14 protein-coding genes are annotated in these 16,693 nt (G+C 62.5%); 13 read left to right on the top strand and 1 reads right to left on the bottom strand.

Features of this window, described 5'->3' with window-relative positions:
- The first annotated feature begins 224 nt into the window (after positions 1 to 224).
- The 8 genes from VMP31_RS01830 (at position 225) to hutG (ending at position 10,344) form a co-directional block, all read left to right on the top strand.
- Positions 225 to 347, top strand: coding sequence for a hypothetical protein (locus VMP31_RS01830; RefSeq protein ID WP_325503476.1), 123 nt, complete (start codon positions 225 to 227; stop codon positions 345 to 347).
- Between the two features lie 120 nt (positions 348 to 467).
- Complete coding sequence (locus VMP31_RS01825) at positions 468 to 1,793, top strand: YjiH family protein (protein WP_325503474.1); 1,326 nt, start codon at positions 468 to 470, stop codon at positions 1,791 to 1,793.
- Positions 1,794 to 1,832: 39 nt separating this feature from the next.
- Complete coding sequence (gene hutU, locus VMP31_RS01820) at positions 1,833 to 3,500, top strand: urocanate hydratase (protein WP_325503472.1); 1,668 nt, start codon at positions 1,833 to 1,835, stop codon at positions 3,498 to 3,500.
- Positions 3,501 to 3,593: 93 nt separating this feature from the next.
- Positions 3,594 to 5,177, top strand: coding sequence for a BCCT family transporter (locus VMP31_RS01815; protein ID WP_325503470.1), 1,584 nt, complete (start codon positions 3,594 to 3,596; stop codon positions 5,175 to 5,177).
- Positions 5,170 to 6,708 (top strand): histidine ammonia-lyase, encoded by a 1,539-nt coding sequence (locus VMP31_RS01810; protein WP_325503468.1) that lies wholly within the window; start codon positions 5,170 to 5,172, stop codon positions 6,706 to 6,708. The genes VMP31_RS01815 and VMP31_RS01810 overlap by 8 nt, the downstream gene beginning before the upstream one ends.
- A 12-nt stretch (positions 6,709 to 6,720) precedes the next feature.
- Positions 6,721 to 8,253, top strand: coding sequence for a histidine ammonia-lyase (gene hutH / locus VMP31_RS01805; RefSeq protein ID WP_325503466.1), 1,533 nt, complete (start codon positions 6,721 to 6,723; stop codon positions 8,251 to 8,253).
- A gap of 74 nt (positions 8,254 to 8,327) precedes the next feature.
- Positions 8,328 to 9,530 carry an imidazolonepropionase gene (gene hutI / locus VMP31_RS01800; RefSeq protein WP_325503464.1) on the top strand — a complete coding sequence of 401 codons (1,203 nt, stop codon included), beginning with the start codon at positions 8,328 to 8,330 and terminating at the stop codon, positions 9,528 to 9,530.
- 10 nt (positions 9,531 to 9,540) lie between these two features.
- Positions 9,541 to 10,344 carry an N-formylglutamate deformylase gene (gene hutG, locus VMP31_RS01795; protein WP_325503462.1) on the top strand — a complete coding sequence of 268 codons (804 nt, stop codon included), beginning with the start codon at positions 9,541 to 9,543 and terminating at the stop codon, positions 10,342 to 10,344.
- Positions 10,345 to 10,441: 97 nt separating this feature from the next.
- Here hutG and VMP31_RS01790 read toward each other — a convergent pair whose 3' ends face one another.
- Positions 10,442 to 11,806 (bottom strand): formimidoylglutamate deiminase, encoded by a 1,365-nt coding sequence (locus VMP31_RS01790; RefSeq protein WP_325503460.1) that lies wholly within the window; start codon positions 11,804 to 11,806, stop codon positions 10,442 to 10,444.
- A gap of 239 nt (positions 11,807 to 12,045) precedes the next feature.
- Between VMP31_RS01790 and VMP31_RS01785 the strand changes: the two genes are divergently transcribed.
- The 5 genes from VMP31_RS01785 to hutC all read left to right on the top strand — a co-directional run bounded on the left by VMP31_RS01785 (position 12,046) and on the right by hutC (position 16,684).
- The gene (locus VMP31_RS01785) at positions 12,046 to 12,615 is read left to right on the top strand and encodes a HutD family protein (protein ID WP_325503991.1); all 570 of its coding nucleotides are present in this window, start codon (positions 12,046 to 12,048) and stop codon (positions 12,613 to 12,615) included.
- Positions 12,616 to 13,026: 411 nt separating this feature from the next.
- The gene (locus VMP31_RS01780) at positions 13,027 to 13,995 is read left to right on the top strand and encodes an ABC transporter substrate-binding protein (protein ID WP_325503458.1); all 969 of its coding nucleotides are present in this window, start codon (positions 13,027 to 13,029) and stop codon (positions 13,993 to 13,995) included.
- Positions 13,996 to 14,060: 65 nt separating this feature from the next.
- Positions 14,061 to 14,912 (top strand): proline/glycine betaine ABC transporter permease, encoded by an 852-nt coding sequence (locus VMP31_RS01775; protein WP_325503456.1) that lies wholly within the window; start codon positions 14,061 to 14,063, stop codon positions 14,910 to 14,912.
- Positions 14,909 to 15,739: a glycine betaine/L-proline ABC transporter ATP-binding protein gene (locus VMP31_RS01770; RefSeq protein WP_325503454.1), complete on the top strand. Its 831-nt coding sequence runs from the start codon at positions 14,909 to 14,911 to the stop codon at positions 15,737 to 15,739. Before VMP31_RS01775 ends, VMP31_RS01770 begins: the two co-directional genes overlap by 4 nt.
- 231 nt (positions 15,740 to 15,970) lie before the next feature.
- A complete protein-coding gene (gene hutC, locus VMP31_RS01765) occupies positions 15,971 to 16,684 on the top strand; it encodes a histidine utilization repressor (protein ID WP_325503452.1) in 714 nt (237 codons plus the stop codon).
- Positions 16,685 to 16,693 lie beyond the last annotated feature (9 nt).

Here is a 16,693-nt window from a genome sequence, read left to right as displayed (position 1 = left end):
TATACATTAGCGCCGTGCACTCGCATGGCCCTGTGCGCACCGAGCGCTGTCGTTGGTTTGCGGCTGGCGCAGCATGCAGCGTCTATCTCGCTGGTTTCTGTGGCGATGCCTTAGCGCCTGCATATGACGGTTGTTACGCAGGGGTCATTCTTTGCTGACGAACGGGGTTGACGACGGGTGGGTCGAATCCTATTGTATATACAAGTCCGCTCAGCGAGAGTCCCATGCCCCTGTCCGGCCCGCGCCTGCTCTGGCGCGAGCTGTGCATCTTCGGTGGTCTGGCGACGCTGGCTGAGGACGAGTTGCTGAACAATGGCGTGACTACTCTGGAAATCAAATCCGGATAAGCGATCGTTGGCCACTTCCCTGACAACAATAAATACAGAGGAATGCACAGATGACACCCTTCACCCAGCACCGCCACGGCGGCAGCCCGGCACCCCGCTCGTTGCGCGCGGAGAGCCGTCATGTCTGAACAACTTACGGCGCTCGCCAGCGTGTCCAAGGGTCGCGCCCTGGCCCGGTTGCTCGGCTATAGCCTGATCGGCCTGCTGCTGTTTTTCGTACCGTTCGAAATCGGCGGGCGCTCGACCATCCTTCTCGACCATGCTGCCAGCGCCCTGCAAACCCATGCGCGGCCGCTGGTGATCAGCATTGCCATGCTGTTTATGCTCTACGGCGCGCTGCAGCCCTGGTTCAGCGGCAGCTGGCGCGGCGACCTGACGCGTACCGTATTCAGCGTGCTCAAGGTGTTCGGTCTGCTGATCGGCGTGGCCTATCTGTTCGGTGTCGGGCCTGAAGCGCTTTATCAGCCGGGCATGCTGCCGTTTCTGTTCGACAAGCTGGTGCTCAGCCTGGCGCTGATCGTGCCGCTGGGGGCGCTGGCCCTGGTGTTTCTGATCGGCTTCGGTCTGCTCGAGTTGGTCGGCGTGCTGATGCAGCCGGTGATGCGGCCGATCTGGCGTACGCCGGGCAAGTCGGCCATCGATGCGGTGGCCTCGTTTGTGGGCAGCTACTCGGTGGGGCTGCTGATCACTGATCGCATGTACCAGCAGGGCCACTACAGCGTGCGGGAGGCAGCGATTATCGCCACCGGCTTCTCCACGGTGTCGGCACCTTTTATGGTGATCATCGCCAAGACCCTTGGCCTGATGGAAATCTGGAACCTGTATTTCTGGAGCGCGATGCTGGTGACCTTCAGCGTCACCGCGGTCAGCGCGCGTATCTACCCGCTGTCGCGCCTGCCCACCGAAAGCCGCCCCGAGCCGCAGTTGCAGGCGGGCGAGAGCCGTATCGGTAGCGCCTGGCGTGCCGGCCTGAGTCAGGCGGCCAGCGCGCCCTCGCTGCTCAGTGCGCTGCGCGAGACCTTTGTCGACGGCCTGCGCATGACCGCCGCGATTCTGCCGAGCATCCTCGCCGTCGGCCTGCTCGGTTTGCTCGCCGCCAAGTACACCCCGCTGTTCGATGCCCTGGGCGTGCTGTTCTACCCAGTGACCTGGCTGTTTGGCCTGAATGAGCCGATGCAGGTGGCCCGGGCCATTTCTTCCGGCCTGGCGGAGATGTTCCTGCCGGCGATGTTGCTGAAAGACGCCGACCTGCTGGTCAAGTTCGTCACCGCCATCGTCTCGGTGAGCAGCGTGCTGTTTCTCTCTGCCTCGATTCCCTGCGTGTTGGCCACGCGAATTCCTCTGCGTTTGCGCGACCTGTTGCTGGTCTGGCTGCAGCGCACGTTCTTAAGCCTGTTGTTCAGCATTCCGCTGGGCTACCTGGCGCTTTACATGGGCTGGCTGTAAGCCGCCCGCACCTAACGATCTGTTGATAAGGAGCTTGCTATGAGCCTTTTCCGTGACACCGAAATCCGCGCCGCCCGTGGCACCACGCTGACCGCCAAGAGCTGGCTGACCGAAGCGCCGCTGCGCATGCTGATGAACAACCTCGACCCGGAAGTGGCCGAGAACCCCAAGGAACTGGTGGTGTATGGCGGCATCGGCCGCGCCGCGCGCAACTGGGAGTGCTACGACAAGATCGTCGAAGTGCTGACCCGCCTGGAAGACAACCAGACCCTGCTGATTCAATCCGGCAAGCCGGTCGGCGTGTTTGAAACGCACAAGGATGCGCCACGCGTGCTGTTGGCTAACTCCAACCTGGTGCCGCACTGGGCCACCTGGGAGCACTTCAACGAACTGGATGCCAAGGGCCTGGCCATGTACGGGCAGATGACTGCCGGCAGCTGGATCTATATCGGCAGCCAGGGCATCGTCCAGGGCACCTATGAAACCTTCGTTGAGGCCGGTCGTCAGCATTACGACGGCAACCTCAAGGGCCGTTGGGTACTTACCGCAGGCCTCGGCGGCATGGGCGGCGCGCAACCATTGGCAGCGACTCTGGCCGGCGCTTGCTCGCTGAATATCGAGTGCCAGCAATCGCGTATCGATTTCCGCCTGAAGACCCGTTATGTCGACGAGCAGGCCAGTGATCTCGACGACGCCCTGGCGCGTATCGACAAGTACTGCAGCGAAGGCAAGGCGGTGTCCATCGCCCTCTGTGGCAACGCCGCCGAGATCCTCCCGGAGCTGGTACGCCGTGGCGTGCGTCCGGACATGGTCACCGACCAGACCAGCGCCCATGACCCGCGCCACGGCTACCTGCCGGCCGGCTGGAGCTGGGACGAATACGTGGCCCGCGGCAAGACCGAGGAGGCCGTGGTGGTCAAGGCCGCCAAGCAGTCCATGGCCGTGCATGTGCGCGCCATGCTGGCCTTCCAGCAGATGGGCGTGCCGACCTTCGACTACGGCAACAATATCCGCCAGATGGCGCTGCAGGAGGGCGTCGACAACGCCTTCGATTTCCCTGGCTTCGTCCCGGCTTATATCCGTCCGCTGTTCTGCCAGGGCATCGGCCCGTTCCGCTGGGTGGCGCTGTCCGGCGACCCGGAAGATATCTACAAGACCGACGCCAAGGTCAAGGAACTGATCCCTGACGACGCCCATTTGCACAACTGGCTGGACATGGCCCGCGAGCGCATCAGCTTCCAGGGCCTGCCGGCACGTATCTGCTGGGTCGGCCTGAAAGACCGCGCGCGCCTGGCTCAGGCCTTCAACGACATGGTCGCCAGCGGCGAGTTGAAAGCGCCGATCGTCATCGGCCGCGACCATCTGGACTCCGGCTCGGTGGCCAGCCCCAACCGTGAAACCGAGTCCATGCAGGACGGTTCCGACGCCGTGTCCGACTGGCCGCTGCTCAACGCCCTGTTGAATACCGCAGGCGGCGCGACCTGGGTGTCGCTGCACCACGGTGGCGGCGTTGGCATGGGCTACTCGCAGCATTCCGGGGTGGTCATAGTGGCCGACGGTACGCCGGAAGCCCGCGCCCGTCTCGGCCGCGTGCTGCGCAACGACCCGGGCACCGGGGTGATGCGTCACGCCGATGCCGGTTATCAGATTGCCGCCGATTGCGCCCGCGAGCAGGGCCTGGACCTGCCCATGCTGGGTGGTCGTTAACCATGAGCTGAAAGAGCGGGTTCGGCGCGGCGAGCAGAGGCTCGCGCCGGACCTGCGCTTCTACCGAGTGCAGTTTGCAGAGGGCAGGCAATAATGAATACAAGTAGCCGTAAGCGCCTGAATGCCGGGGTCTTTATCCCCGCATTTACCATCATTCTTCTCGCCGTAATCGTCGGGCTGGTCGACAACGCGGCGCTGGTCAGCGTGGCCAAGAAAATCTTCTATTTCTCCTTGTCCGACTTCGCCTGGCTGTATCAGCTGCTGGCGTTCTCGGCGCTGGCGGTTACCGCTTATATCTTCTGTTCCAAGGCCGGTGATATTCGCCTGGGCGGGGCACATGCCAAGCCGGCGTTCTCCATGGCCTCGACTTTCGCCATGGCGCTGACGGGCGGGATCGCCACGGGTGTGGTCACCTATTCGGTGAATGAGCCGATCATTTACCTGGGCAATGTCTACGGCGAAATCGGCAACCAGTCCTTCGCCGCCGGCAGTGCCGAGGCGGCAGTGTTCGCCCTGGCGCGCAGCTTCCATAACTGGAGCTTTATCCCCTACGCCATGTATTCGGTGGTGGGCCTGATGATCGGTTATATGCACTACAACCGGAAACAGGCGTTCTCCATTGCCTCGGCCCTGGCTCCGGTGATCGGCCGTCATGGCGAGCGGCCGTGGGTCAAGTCGCTGATCAATGTGGTAGCGGTGTTGGCCATCGCCCTCGGTCTGGCTTCCTCGCTCGGTGCCGGGCTGGCGCTGATCGGTTCGGGTATCGAATCGCAGTACGGCATCCGCTCGACGCCGATGACCTGGTTGGTACTGACGCTGATCATTTCCGTGGTGTTTATCGCCTCCGCCCTGTCGGGGCTCAAGCGCGGCATCCAGTTTCTCTCCTCGGTCAACGCCTACATCTTCTACGCCTTTGTGATCGTGTTGCTGATCATCGGCCCGATCAGCTACATCTTCAGCCTGTCGACCACCGCGCTGGGTTACTGGCTGAACAACTTCTTTCTCTGGTCGTTCGATACCAAGGAGTCCGGCGGCGAGGCCCTGGTGACCTGGTGGACGATGTACGACTGGTCGATCTGGATCGCCTACGCGCCGCTGATGGGGTTGTTCCTCGCACGTATTTCCTACGGCCGTACCCTGCGCGAGTTTCTGATCATCAACTGGGTGCTGCCGTCGCTGTTCGGCATCGTCTGGTTCGCCATCTGGGGTGGCTCGGCGATCAAATGGCAGATGGACGGCACCCTCGATCTGGTGCGTATCGTCACCGAAAACGGCGCGGTCTCCGGGCTCTGGGGCTTTTTGCAGAACCTGCCGTTGGCCGTGATTCTGGTGCCGCTGGCCATCTTTACTCTGATCATTTCCTTTGCCACCGCAGCGGATTCCATGACCTCGACCATCGCCTCGATCTGCACCCACGATATGCGTGCGGATGAAGAGTCGCCGAAGCGGCAGAAGGTTATCTGGGGCGTTTCCATCGCCGCCATTGCCTACATCATGGTGGCCTTCGGTGGTGGTGCCCAGGGCGTCGAGGGGATCAAGTACCTGGCGGCGGCGGGTGGCTTCACTGTGCTGTTTGTGTTCATTCTGATCGTGGCGTCGGCGGCCCGGGTGTTTGTCTTCAACAAGGGCGAGCCGGCTGACGAGCAAGAGCAACTGACGGGAGTGGTCCATGAGTAAGTCGGTTGAGGCAGTGTTGATTGGCGATGGCCCCATCGCCTGGCAGGACGTAGTCGCTGTAGCCCGCGATCGCCGCCTGCTGCAGTTATCAGCGCAAGCCTGGTCGCGGGTGCAGGAAGCCCGTGCGGCGATCCTCGCCATCGCCGGCTCGAGCAAGGCGCATTACGGCATCAACACCGGCTTGGGCGCGCTGTGCCATGTGGTGCTGGCACCGGGCGAGCTGCAGAAGCTCTCTCGCCACACCCTGATGAGCCATGCCTGCGGCATCGGTGCGCCGCTGCGCGCCGAGCAGGTGCGGGCAATCATCTGCTGCGCGGTAGTCAATTACAGCCACGGCTATTCGGGCGTCAGCCCGCAGGTTGTGGAAGGCCTGTTGAACCTGCTCAACCACGACATCGTGCCATTGGTGCCGGCCCAGGGTTCGGTCGGCTATCTCTCGCATATGGCGCATATCGGCCTGGCCTTGCTGGGGCAGGGTGAGGTCGAGTTTCGCGGTCAGCGGGTTACTGCTCAGGCGGCGCTTGAGGCCGTTGGCATGGCAACCGTCGAGCTGGGTGCGAAGGATGGCTTGAGCCTGGTCAACGGCACGCCGGCAATGACCGGGCTGGCCTGCCTGACCCTGGCGGACGCTACGGCGCTGGCCGACTGGGCCGATATCATCGCGGCCATGAGTTTCGAAGCCCTCGGCGGGCAGCTGGACGCCATCAGCGTCGCGGCGATCCAGCGCAAAGCCCACCTGGGCATGCAGCAAAGCGCGAGCAACCTGCGCCATCTGTTGCAGGGCAGCCGGGTGATCGAGCGTTGCCAGGGCGAGCATCTGCAGGACGCCCTGAGCGTGCGCTCGATCCCCCAAGTGCAGGGTGCCTGCCGTGATCAACTGCAGCACGCGGCCCGACAGATTGTCGGCGAGCTCAATTCGGCCACCGACAACCCGCTGGTGGTCAAGGAGAACGGTGCCTATCGGGTGATTTCCCAGGCCAACCCCCACGGCGAGTCGGTGGCGATGGCCTGCGATCTGCTGGCGATTGCCGTCTGCGAGTGGAGCAGTATTTCCGAGCGGCGCAGCTTCCGTCTGGTCACCCCGCAGGCGAACCAGTTGCCGCCGTTTCTGACCCACGGCAGCGGCGTCAAGTCGGGGATGATGATCGTCCAGTACAGCGCGGCGTCATTGGTGGCGGACAACAAGCGCCTGGCGCTGCCGGCGGTTACCGACAACTTCCTCACCTCCGGGCTACAAGAGGACCATTTGAGCCTGGGCGAAAGCGCGGCCCTGAAACTGGATAAGGCCCTGGATAATGCCTTGCATGTGCTGGCCATCGAGTACCTGCTCGCCAGCCAGGCCTTCGACTTTATCGAGGACAGACCCTTTGGCCAGGGCACCGGGCGTGCCTGGCAGTTACTACGCGAGCATGTGGCCTTCTACGAGGAGGAGCACCCGCTGCATCTGGATGTACGTGCCACCTATGAGGTGCTGCGCAATCAAACAAACCTGGAAGCGCTGCGTGAGCTGCTTCCCCAGTTCGAATCCTGAGGCTATTCAGTTATGTCGACTATCGAAATTACCCCCGGCCAGTTGACCCTGGCCCAACTGCGCGCCGCCTACCAGGCACCCCTGCGCGTGAGCCTGGCAGCGTCGGCCTATCCGGCCATCGAAGCCAGTGTTGCCTGCGTCAACGGCATCATTGCCGAAGGCCGGACCGCTTACGGCATCAACACCGGTTTTGGCCTGCTGGCCTCGACCCGCATCGCCAACGAAGACCTGGAGAAACTCCAGCGCTCGCTGGTGCTGTCGCATGCCGCCGGCGTCGGTGCGCCGCTGGATGACGCCATGGTGCGGCTGATCATGCTGCTCAAGGTCAACAGCCTGGCGCGCGGTTTCTCCGGCATTCGCCGGCAGGTGATCGAGGCGCTGATCGCCCTGATCAACGCCGAGGTCTATCCGCATATTCCGCTCAAGGGTTCGGTCGGTGCCTCTGGTGACCTCGCGCCGCTGGCGCATATGTCGCTGGTGCTGCTCGGTGAAAGCCAGGCGCGTTATCGCGGTGAGTGGCTGCCGGCAACCGAGGCATTGGCCATCGCCGGTTTGCAGCCGATGACCCTGGCGGCCAAGGAGGGCCTGGCGCTGCTTAACGGCACTCAGGTATCCACCGCCTATGCATTGCGCGGGTTGTTCGAGGCTGAAGATCTGTTTGCGGCGGCAACCGTTTGCGGCGGTCTGACCGTGGAAGCGGCTTTGGGCTCGCGTGCGCCCTTTGATGCGCGCATCCATGCCGCCCGTGGTCAACGTGGGCAGATCGATGCGGCGGCGGTTTATCGTCATCTGCTTGGTGAGAGCAGCGAAGTTGGCCGCTCCCATGAAGCCTGCGACAAGGTGCAGGACCCGTACTCGCTGCGCTGCCAGCCCCAGGTCATGGGTGCCTGCCTGACGCAACTGCGTCAGGCCGCCGAGGTGCTGGCGGTGGAAGCCAACGCGGTGTCGGATAACCCGCTGGTGTTCGCCGCTGAGGGCGAGGTGATTTCCGGCGGTAACTTCCACGCCGAACCAGTGGCCATGGCCGCCGACAATATCGCCCTGGCCATCGCCGAAATTGGCGCGCTGAGCGAACGGCGCACCTCGCTGATGATGGACAAACATATGTCGCAGCTACCGCCGTTTCTGGTGGCCAATGGCGGGGTCAACTCCGGCTTTATGATCGCCCAGGTTACCGCTGCCGCCCTGGCCAGTGAGAACAAGGCGCTGGCCCACCCGCACAGCGTCGACAGCCTGCCGACCTCGGCCAACCAGGAAGACCATGTGTCCATGGCCCCGGCTGCTGGCAAGCGTCTGTGGGAAATGGCCGCCAATACCCGTGGCGTGCTGGCCATCGAATGGTTGGGTGCCTGTCAGGGCCTGGATTTCCGCGAGGGGCTGAAAAGCTCGCCGCTGCTCGAACAGGCGCGCCAGACGCTGCGCGCGAAGGTGCCGTACTACGTGGAAGACCGCTTCTTCGCCCCGGATATCGAGGCCGCGAGCGAGTTGCTGGCGAGCCGCTGCCTGAATGAATTGATCACGGCGAACCTGTTGCCGAGCCTGTAATCGCTCAAGAGCGCGCGGGCTTCGGCAGCTTCTGGCTGCGCGCTCATCATCCAATTCATCAAGGAGGCATCGCGATGACAACCCTCTGGCAAAACTGCCACGCCGCGACCATGGCCCAGGGCGTTTACTCGATCATCGAAGACGCCGCCATCGTCACCCAGGGCGAGCTTATTCAATGGATCGGTCCACGGGCTGAGCTGCCGGCCGCTGGCTACCTGGCAGTCAACGACCTCAAGGGGGCCTGGGTCACTCCGGGGCTGATCGACTGCCATACCCATACGGTGTTTGGCGGCAACCGCAGCGGCGAATTCGAACAGCGCCTGCAAGGCGTCAGCTACGCCGAGATTGCGGCGGCCGGCGGCGGCATTGCCAGCACCGTGCGCGCGACCCGGGCCGCCAGCGAAGATGAACTGTTCGCCAGCGCCGCCAAACGCCTTAAAAGCCTGATGCGTGAAGGCGTGACCACGGTGGAAATCAAGTCCGGCTATGGTCTGGATCTGGCCAGCGAGCGCAAGATGTTGCGGGTTATCCGCCGCCTCGCTGCCGAACTGCCGGTCAGCGTGCGCAGCACCTGCCTGGCGGCTCACGCCTTGCCGCCGGAATACGCTGAGCGCGCCGATGACTACATCGAGCACATCTGCAGCGAGATGCTTCCGGCCCTGGCTGCCGAAGGGCTGGTGGATGCGGTGGATGCCTTCTGCGAGTACCTGGCGTTTTCCCCGGCGCAGGTCGAGCGAGTGTTCGTGACCGCGCAACAGCTTGGCCTGCCGGTGAAGCTGCACGCCGAGCAGTTGTCGTCGCTGCACGGCTCAAGCCTGGCGGCCCGTTATCAGGCGCTGTCGGCGGATCATCTGGAATTTATGAGCGAAGACGACGCCAAGGCCATGGCCGCGTCCGGCACGGTGGCGGTGCTGTTGCCAGGAGCGTTTTATTTCCTGCGGGAAACCCAGCTGCCGCCCATGGACGCCCTGCGCAAACACGGTGTGAAGATTGCCGTGGCCAGTGACCTCAACCCCGGCACCTCGCCCGCGCTGTCGTTGCGCTTGATGTTGAACATGGCCTGCACCTGCTTGCGCATGACCCCTGAAGAGGCCCTGGCCGGGGCGACGATTTATGCGGCCCAGGCCCTGGGCATGGCCGACAGCCACGGTTCGCTGGAAGCCGGCAAGGTGGCGGACTTTGTCGCCTGGCAGATCGAGCGGCCGGCCGATCTGGCGTACTGGCTGGGCGGCGATCTGGAAAAGCGCGTCGTGCGTCACGGCGTCGAAATCGATTGAGGAGAAGGTTGTGGAGAAGGTCCTGAATTTCAAGCAAGGGCGCGTGCCGCTGTTGATCAGCATGCCCCACGCCGGCCTGCGCCTGACCCCGACGGTGAAGGCCGGCCTGATCCCGGCGGCGCAAAGCCTGCCGGACACCGATTGGCATATCCCTCGGCTCTACGCGTTCGCCGCCGAGCTGGGGGCCAGCACCCTGGCCGCTGAGTATTCACGTTTCGTCGTCGACCTGAATCGCCCTGCTGACGACAAGCCGATGTACGTCGGTGCCACCACCGGTTTGTACCCGGCGACGCTGTTCGATGGCGTGCCGTTGTTTCGCGAAGGGCTGGAGCCTTCCGCCGAGGAACGCGCGACCTATCTGCAGCAGATCTGGACGCCGTATCACCAGACCCTGCAACAGGAGCTGGCGCGGCTCAAGGCCGAGTTCGGCTATGCCTTGCTGTTCGATGCGCACTCGATCCGTTCGCTGATCCCGCACCTGTTCGACGGCAAACTGCCGGACTTCAACCTCGGCACCTTCAACGGTGCCAGCTGCGATCCGACGCTGGCCCACCAGCTCGAAGCCATCTGCGCCCGTCACGGCGAGTTCAGCCATGTGCTCAACGGGCGTTTCAAGGGCGGACACATCACGCGGCACTACGGCAACCCTGCCGAGGACATCCACGCGGTGCAACTGGAGCTGTGCCAGAGCACCTATATGGAAGAGTTCGAGCCGTTCCACTACCGAGCGGATCTGGCGACGCCGACCCAGGTGGTGCTCAGGGAATTGCTGGAGGGCTTGCTGGCCTGGGGGCAGCAGACCTACGGGAAATAAACCGCGTCAGTTGCCCACATAAAAGCAAACGCCCCGACTGGTTCGGGGCGTTTGTTTAGGTTGCTCATGCTGCGTTTTCGGCTGCGATCCGTTGCGGTTAACCGAGCAGGTCGCGCAGGACCTGCGTAAAGGCCCGGGCGCTTTCCTCTTCGCCGGCATGACGCCCGTCACGCACCACCCAGCGCCCGCCAACCATCACATCGCGCACCTGACGATCCCCGCCGGCAAACAGCCAGCGATTGAGGATTCCGTCGCCGTTGGCCGTGGCCAGGTAGGGGTCCTTGCCATCGAGCACCAGCCAATCGGCGCGCTTGCCGACTTCCAGGGCGCCGACCGCTTGCCCCAGAGCCTGGGCACCACCTTGCAGTGCAGCATCAAACAGCGTGCGGCCGACCATCGGCTGGTCTGCTCGATACAAGCGGTTGCGTCGTTGGTCGCGCAGGCGCTGGCCATATTCCAGCCAGCGCAACTCTTCCACCACGCTCAACGACACATGGCTGTCGGAACCGATGCCCAGTCGCCCGCCCTGGGCGAGGAAATCCACGGCCGGAAAAATACCGTCGCCCAGGTTAGCTTCGGTGGTCAGGCACAGGCCGGCAACCGCTTTGCTTTGGGCCATAAGGCTGACTTCATGCGGGTTGGCGTGTGTGGCGTGGACCAGGCACCAGCGCTGATCCACTTCGGTGTTTTCGTACAGCCATTGCAGTGGCCGGGCACCACTCCAGTTCAGGCAGTCGTCGACTTCCTTCTGCTGCTCGGCGATATGGATATGCACCGGGCACTGGCGGTCACTAGCGCTCAGGACCTCCTGGATTTGCCCGGGCGTTACCGCACGCAGGGAGTGGAAACACAAACCCAGCGCCTGGGCCGGTTGTGCGGCCAGGATTGGCTGCAAGCGTGACTGAAGCTTCAGGTAGTTTTCGCTGCTGTTGATAAAGCGCCGTTGCCCATCATTGGCTGCCTGGCCGCCAAAGCCGGAGTGGCTGTAGAGCACCGGCAGCAGCGTCAGACCGATGCCGGCGGCGCTGGCGGCATGGCTGATACGCAGGGCCAGCTCCGCCGGGTCGGCGTACGGCGTGCCGTCGGTGTCGTGATGCACATAATGGAATTCGGCGACCGAGGTGTAACCGGCCTTGAGCATTTCGATGTACAGCTGGCGGGCGATGATGCCGAGCTGATCGGGGCTGATCTTGCCTACGAGGCGGTACATCAAGTCACGCCATGTCCAGAAACTGTCGTTGGGATTGCCCGCCACTTCTGCCAGCCCAGCCATGGCCCGCTGGAAGGCGTGGGAGTGCAGGTTAGGCATGCCCGGCAGCAGCGGACCGTCCAGCCGTTCGGCAGCGTCTGCATGGGAGTTGGCCTGGACATGAGTCAGGATGCCGTCGGCGTTGGCTTCAAGACGTACATCATTGGCCCATCCACTAGGCAGGAGTGCGCGTTCGGCAAAGAAGGCGGACATGATTCGACCTCGTTGTGCGTTATTTGTATATACATATACAGATGTTTGCCTGCTCGGTAAACTCCGGCAGGTTAGTAGCCGTCCATTCGTTGAGTTAGGGGACTGTCGTGCCGACTTCGTCTGCCCGCGTCAAACAGATGATTACCCAGCAGATCGACAATGGAAACTGGCCACCGCATTACCGCTTGCCTGATCCACCCCGGTTCCCGTCATCGTCTGGAAGGTCGGTTGCATAAATGATGAGTCAGATACAGGTTTTACGCGCGGCGGATTACCCGCGTATGCCATGGAAAAACGGTGGCGGCAGCACCGAGGAAATTACCCGCGACGCAGGTATCGGTCTGGACGGTTTCGGTTGGCGGTTGTCGATCGCCGATATCGCTGAGTCGGGCGGCTTCTCCACGTTCGCCGGTTATGAGCGAGTCATCAGCGTCTTGCAGGGCGACGGCATGACCCTGACGGTCGATGGCCAGACCACGCGCGCGCTGCACCCTCTGGATCCTTTTGCATTCAGTGGCGAGAGCCAGGTGTCTTGCACGCTACTGGGTGGGCCGATCCGCGACTTCAACCTGATTTATGCGCCGCAGCGATACCGCGCACGGTTGCAGTGGATGGCGGGCGAGCAACGATTTTTCAGCGAGGCGGGAACGCTGCTGGTGTTCAGCGTGGACCCTGAGCTGGCCATCAAGGTCGGCGAGGCCGCCGCCGAACTGGGCCTCTATGACTGCTGGCAACTGAGCGGTAACACCGATTTATTGGAGATATCCACCTGCGGCGAATGCTGCGTAATCGAGCTGACGGCCTACTGATTTCAGCTTTATTTGGCTTTGTGGTGAGGGGGCTAACCCCCCCCCCCCCACGCGCCACAAAAAGTCGGTCTCGCCATTTTCCCCGTGCACCAACTTGTTGCCTGATGCCCCTACGTGGCGCAATACCACGCTGCTGTGACCCTCATCCTCCGTCAGAAAAAACCCCTGCAGAAGTTTTCTCTGCCTCGCTGACCCTTGAACTACTGGATTTGCCGCCATTTCTCATAGCGCCGTGGCTGCGTTTTCAAGAAGTTGGCCGTCAGATTGCATATCGCTGTATATACAAATAAGGGCGTGTGCGTCTGGATCGCTGTCCACGTGCAACCTCCGTAGAAATCGCAGCCCACTGCCTGGGCTGGTCTGGCCCTCTTGACTGCCGTAAGCCAACTCAATGATTAGGAGCGTCACACAATGAAATCGAACAAGACCCTGCTGACCACATTGCTTTCCATGGGCCTGCTGGCCAGCGCCGGTGCCACGCAAGCGGCCGGTTGGTGCGACGCGGGCAAACCGGTGAAGTTCGCCGGCCTGAACTGGGAAAGCGCCATGCTGCTGACTGACGTTATGCAAGTGGTGCTGGAAAAAGGCTACGGCTGCAAGACCGACAGCCTGCCGGGCAACTCCATCACCATGGAAAACGCCCTGAGCAGCAACGACATCCAGGTGTTTGCCGAAGAATGGGTCGGCCGTAGTGAAGTCTGGAACAAGGCCGAGAAGGCCGGCAAAGTGGTCGGCGTCGGTGCCCCGGTCGTGGGGGCCATAGAAGGCTGGTACGTGCCGCGCTACGTGATTGAAGGCGACGCCACGCGCAAGCTCGAAGCCAAGGCAGCGGGCCTGAAGAGTATCGCCGACCTGGGCCAGTACGCCGCCGTATTCAAGGACCAGGAAGAACCGGCCAAGGGCCGCTTCTACAACTGCCCAGCCGGCTGGACCTGCGAGCTGGAAAACAGCGAAATGCTGAAAAGCTATGGCCTGGAAGAGACCTACACCAACTTCCGCCCAGGCACCGGCCCAGCGCTGGATGCGGCGGTGCTGTCGAGCTACAAGCGTGGCGAGCCGATCCTGTTCTACTACTGGTCGCCCACACCGCTGATGGGCCAGGTGGACCTGGTGAAGCTGGAAGAAAAACCAGGTGTGGATAAAAGCGTGAGCATCAAGGTCGGCCTGTCCAAGACCTTCCACGATGAAGCCCCGGAGCTGGTGGCGGTGCTGGAAAAGGTCAACCTGCCCATCGATATCCTCAACCAGAACCTTGGGCGCATGGCCAAGGAGCGGATCGACTCGCCGAAATTGGCGAGGATCTTTCTGCAGGAACACCCTGAGGTTTGGCGCGCCTGGGTAAGCGAAGACGCTGCCAAGAAAATCGACGCGGCTCTGTAGGTCGAGTACTTCCCGGCCAGGGTTGGCTGGGGCGTCCAGCGCATCCACTTGATCGAGAGTCTCTTATGTTTCCCGAAAGCCTTACCTTTTCCATCGCCGACTGGGTCAACAGTTGGGTCGACTCGCTGGTGACCAATTATGGCGATGTGTTCCGGCAGATCGCCGACACCTTGCTGTGGGCCATCGTCAACCTCGAAGGCCTGCTGCGCATGGCACCCTGGTGGCTGATGCTGGCCATCATCGGTGGCATTGCCTGGCACGCCACCCGCAAGGTTGTGACCACGGCGGTGATTGTTGGCCTGCTGTTTCTGGTGGGCGCGGTGGGCCTGTGGGACAAACTGATGCAGACCCTCGCCCTGATGCTGGTGGCGACGCTGATCTCGGTGTTGATCGGCATTCCGCTGGGCATCCTCTCTGCGCGCAGCAATCGGCTGCGTTCGGTGCTGCTGCCGTTGCTGGACATCATGCAGACCATGCCGAGTTTCGTGTACCTGATCCCGGTGTTGATGCTGTTCGGCCTGGGCAAGGTGCCGGCGATTTTCGCCACGGTGATCTACGCTGCGCCGCCGTTGATTCGCTTGACCGATCTGGGCATTCGCCAGGTCGACCGCGAGGTGATGGAGGCCATCAACGCCTTCGGTGCCAACCGCTGGCAACAGCTGTTTGGCGTGCAACTGCCCCTGGCCCTGCCGAGCATCATGGCGGGAATCAACCAGACCACCATGATGGCCCTGTCGATGGTGGTTATCGCTTCGATGATCGGTGCCCGCGGCCTGGGTGAAGACGTGCTGATCGGCATCCAGACCCTCAATGTCGGACGCGGCCTGGAAGCGGGGCTGGCGATCGTGATTCTCGCTGTGGTCATCGACCGCATTACCCAGGCCTATGGTCGTCCTCGGCATGAGGTGAGCAAATGAACAACGCAGCCATCAGCAAAATCGAAGTCAAAAACGTCTTCAAGATTTTTGGCAATCGCCCCAAGGATGCTCTGGCGCTGATTCGCCAGAACAAGAGCAAAGACCAAGTGCTGGCCGAAACCGGTTGCGTGGTCGGCGTGAACGATCTGTCGCTGAGCATCGCCAGCGGCGAGATCTTCGTGATCATGGGCCTGTCCGGCTCGGGCAAGTCCACCCTGGTGCGGCACTTCAACCGGCTGATCGATCCCACCAGCGGCGCGATCCTGGTGGACGGTGAAGACATCCTGCAACTGGACAAGGACGGCCTGCGCGAATTTCGTCGGCACAAGATCAGCATGGTGTTCCAGAGCTTCGGCCTGCTGCCGCACAAGAGTGTGCTGGACAACGTCGCCTACGGCTTGAAGGTGCGCGGCGAGAGCAAACAGCGCTGCGCCGAGCAGGCGCTGCACTGGATCAACACCGTGGGCCTCAAGGGCTACGAGCACAAGTACCCGCACCAGCTTTCCGGCGGCATGCGCCAGCGCGTAGGTTTGGCCCGTGCCTTGGCGGCGGACACCGACATCATCCTGATGGACGAAGCCTTCAGCGCCCTCGACCCGCTGATCCGCGCGGAAATGCAGGACCAGTTGCTGGAGCTGCAAAAGACCCTGCACAAGACCATCGTGTTTATCACCCACGACCTCGACGAGGCCGTGCGCATCGGCAACCGCATCGCGATCCTCAAGGACGGCCAACTGATCCAGGTCGGCACGCCGCGGGAGATTCTGCATTCGCCGGCGGATGAGTATGTCGATCGGTTTGTGCAGCGCAGGGCGGTGGTGGTGTAAGGCTGGGCGCAGTTGTGGCGGGTTCGCCTGACTGAGGTCAGGGGGAGGGCACGTCGTTTTCCTTCAAGGGTCTGTGGATCGCCCTCGAATGGCTGCATGGCAAGAGCGATCCTTATCTGGGCGGCAAGCCGGCCTGTTTCGTTGTTCGCGGCAATTGCCGGCTGTTGTCCCTACGCGCGAGCGCTCGCGGCAGTTATCATCCGTGTATCGGGTGCAAACCAAGGAGCCGCAGTGAGCAGTACAACCCCGCGCTACAAGGCGATCGAAGAGTTTCTGCTGGAGCGCATCCACAGCGGTGCGTACCCGGTTAATCATCAGATTCCGCCGGAAGAGCAGCTGGCGCGGGATTTCGCCGTCAGCCGGATGACCGCCAACAAGGCCATTCGCGACCTGGTGCAGAAGGGCTACCTGATACGCCAGGCGGGGCTGGGCACCTTTGTTACCGACCGCAAGGCCGAGTCCTCGCTGCATGAAGTGCTGAATATCGCCACGGAAGTGCGTGGCCGTGGCCATGCCTACAGCAATGACGTGATCCGCTGCGAGGCCCAGGCGGCGGATGACGAGGTGGCGCTACGGTTGGGCCTGCGTCTGGGTGCCGAGGTGTTCCACAGCATCCTGGTGCACCGCGAGGATGGCGTGCCGATCCAGCTGGAAGACCGCTTCGTCAATCCACGCTGGGTGCCGCATTACCTGGACAGTGATTTTTCCCTGCAGACACCCAACGAGGTGCTGGTCAGCAGTTGCCCGATTTCCGATGTCGAGCATGTGGTGGAGGCGGTGCAGGTGGATGCACAGGTGGCTGCTTGGCTGGAGATTGAGCAGGCTGCGCCTTGTCTAAGCGTGATCCGTCGCACCTGGTCGGATGAGCACCTGGTCAGCTACGCCCGGCTGATCCATCCGGGCGATCGCTACAAGCTGCGATCGACCCTTAATCGCCGCCGCTGATTTTTCGGC

It is taken from the genome of Pseudomonas sp., from assembly GCF_035512415.1.
GTDB lineage: Bacteria > Pseudomonadota > Gammaproteobacteria > Pseudomonadales > Pseudomonadaceae > Aquipseudomonas.
Note: the sequence above shows the minus strand (reverse complement) of the source record. Positions and strands in the feature narration are given on the sequence as shown.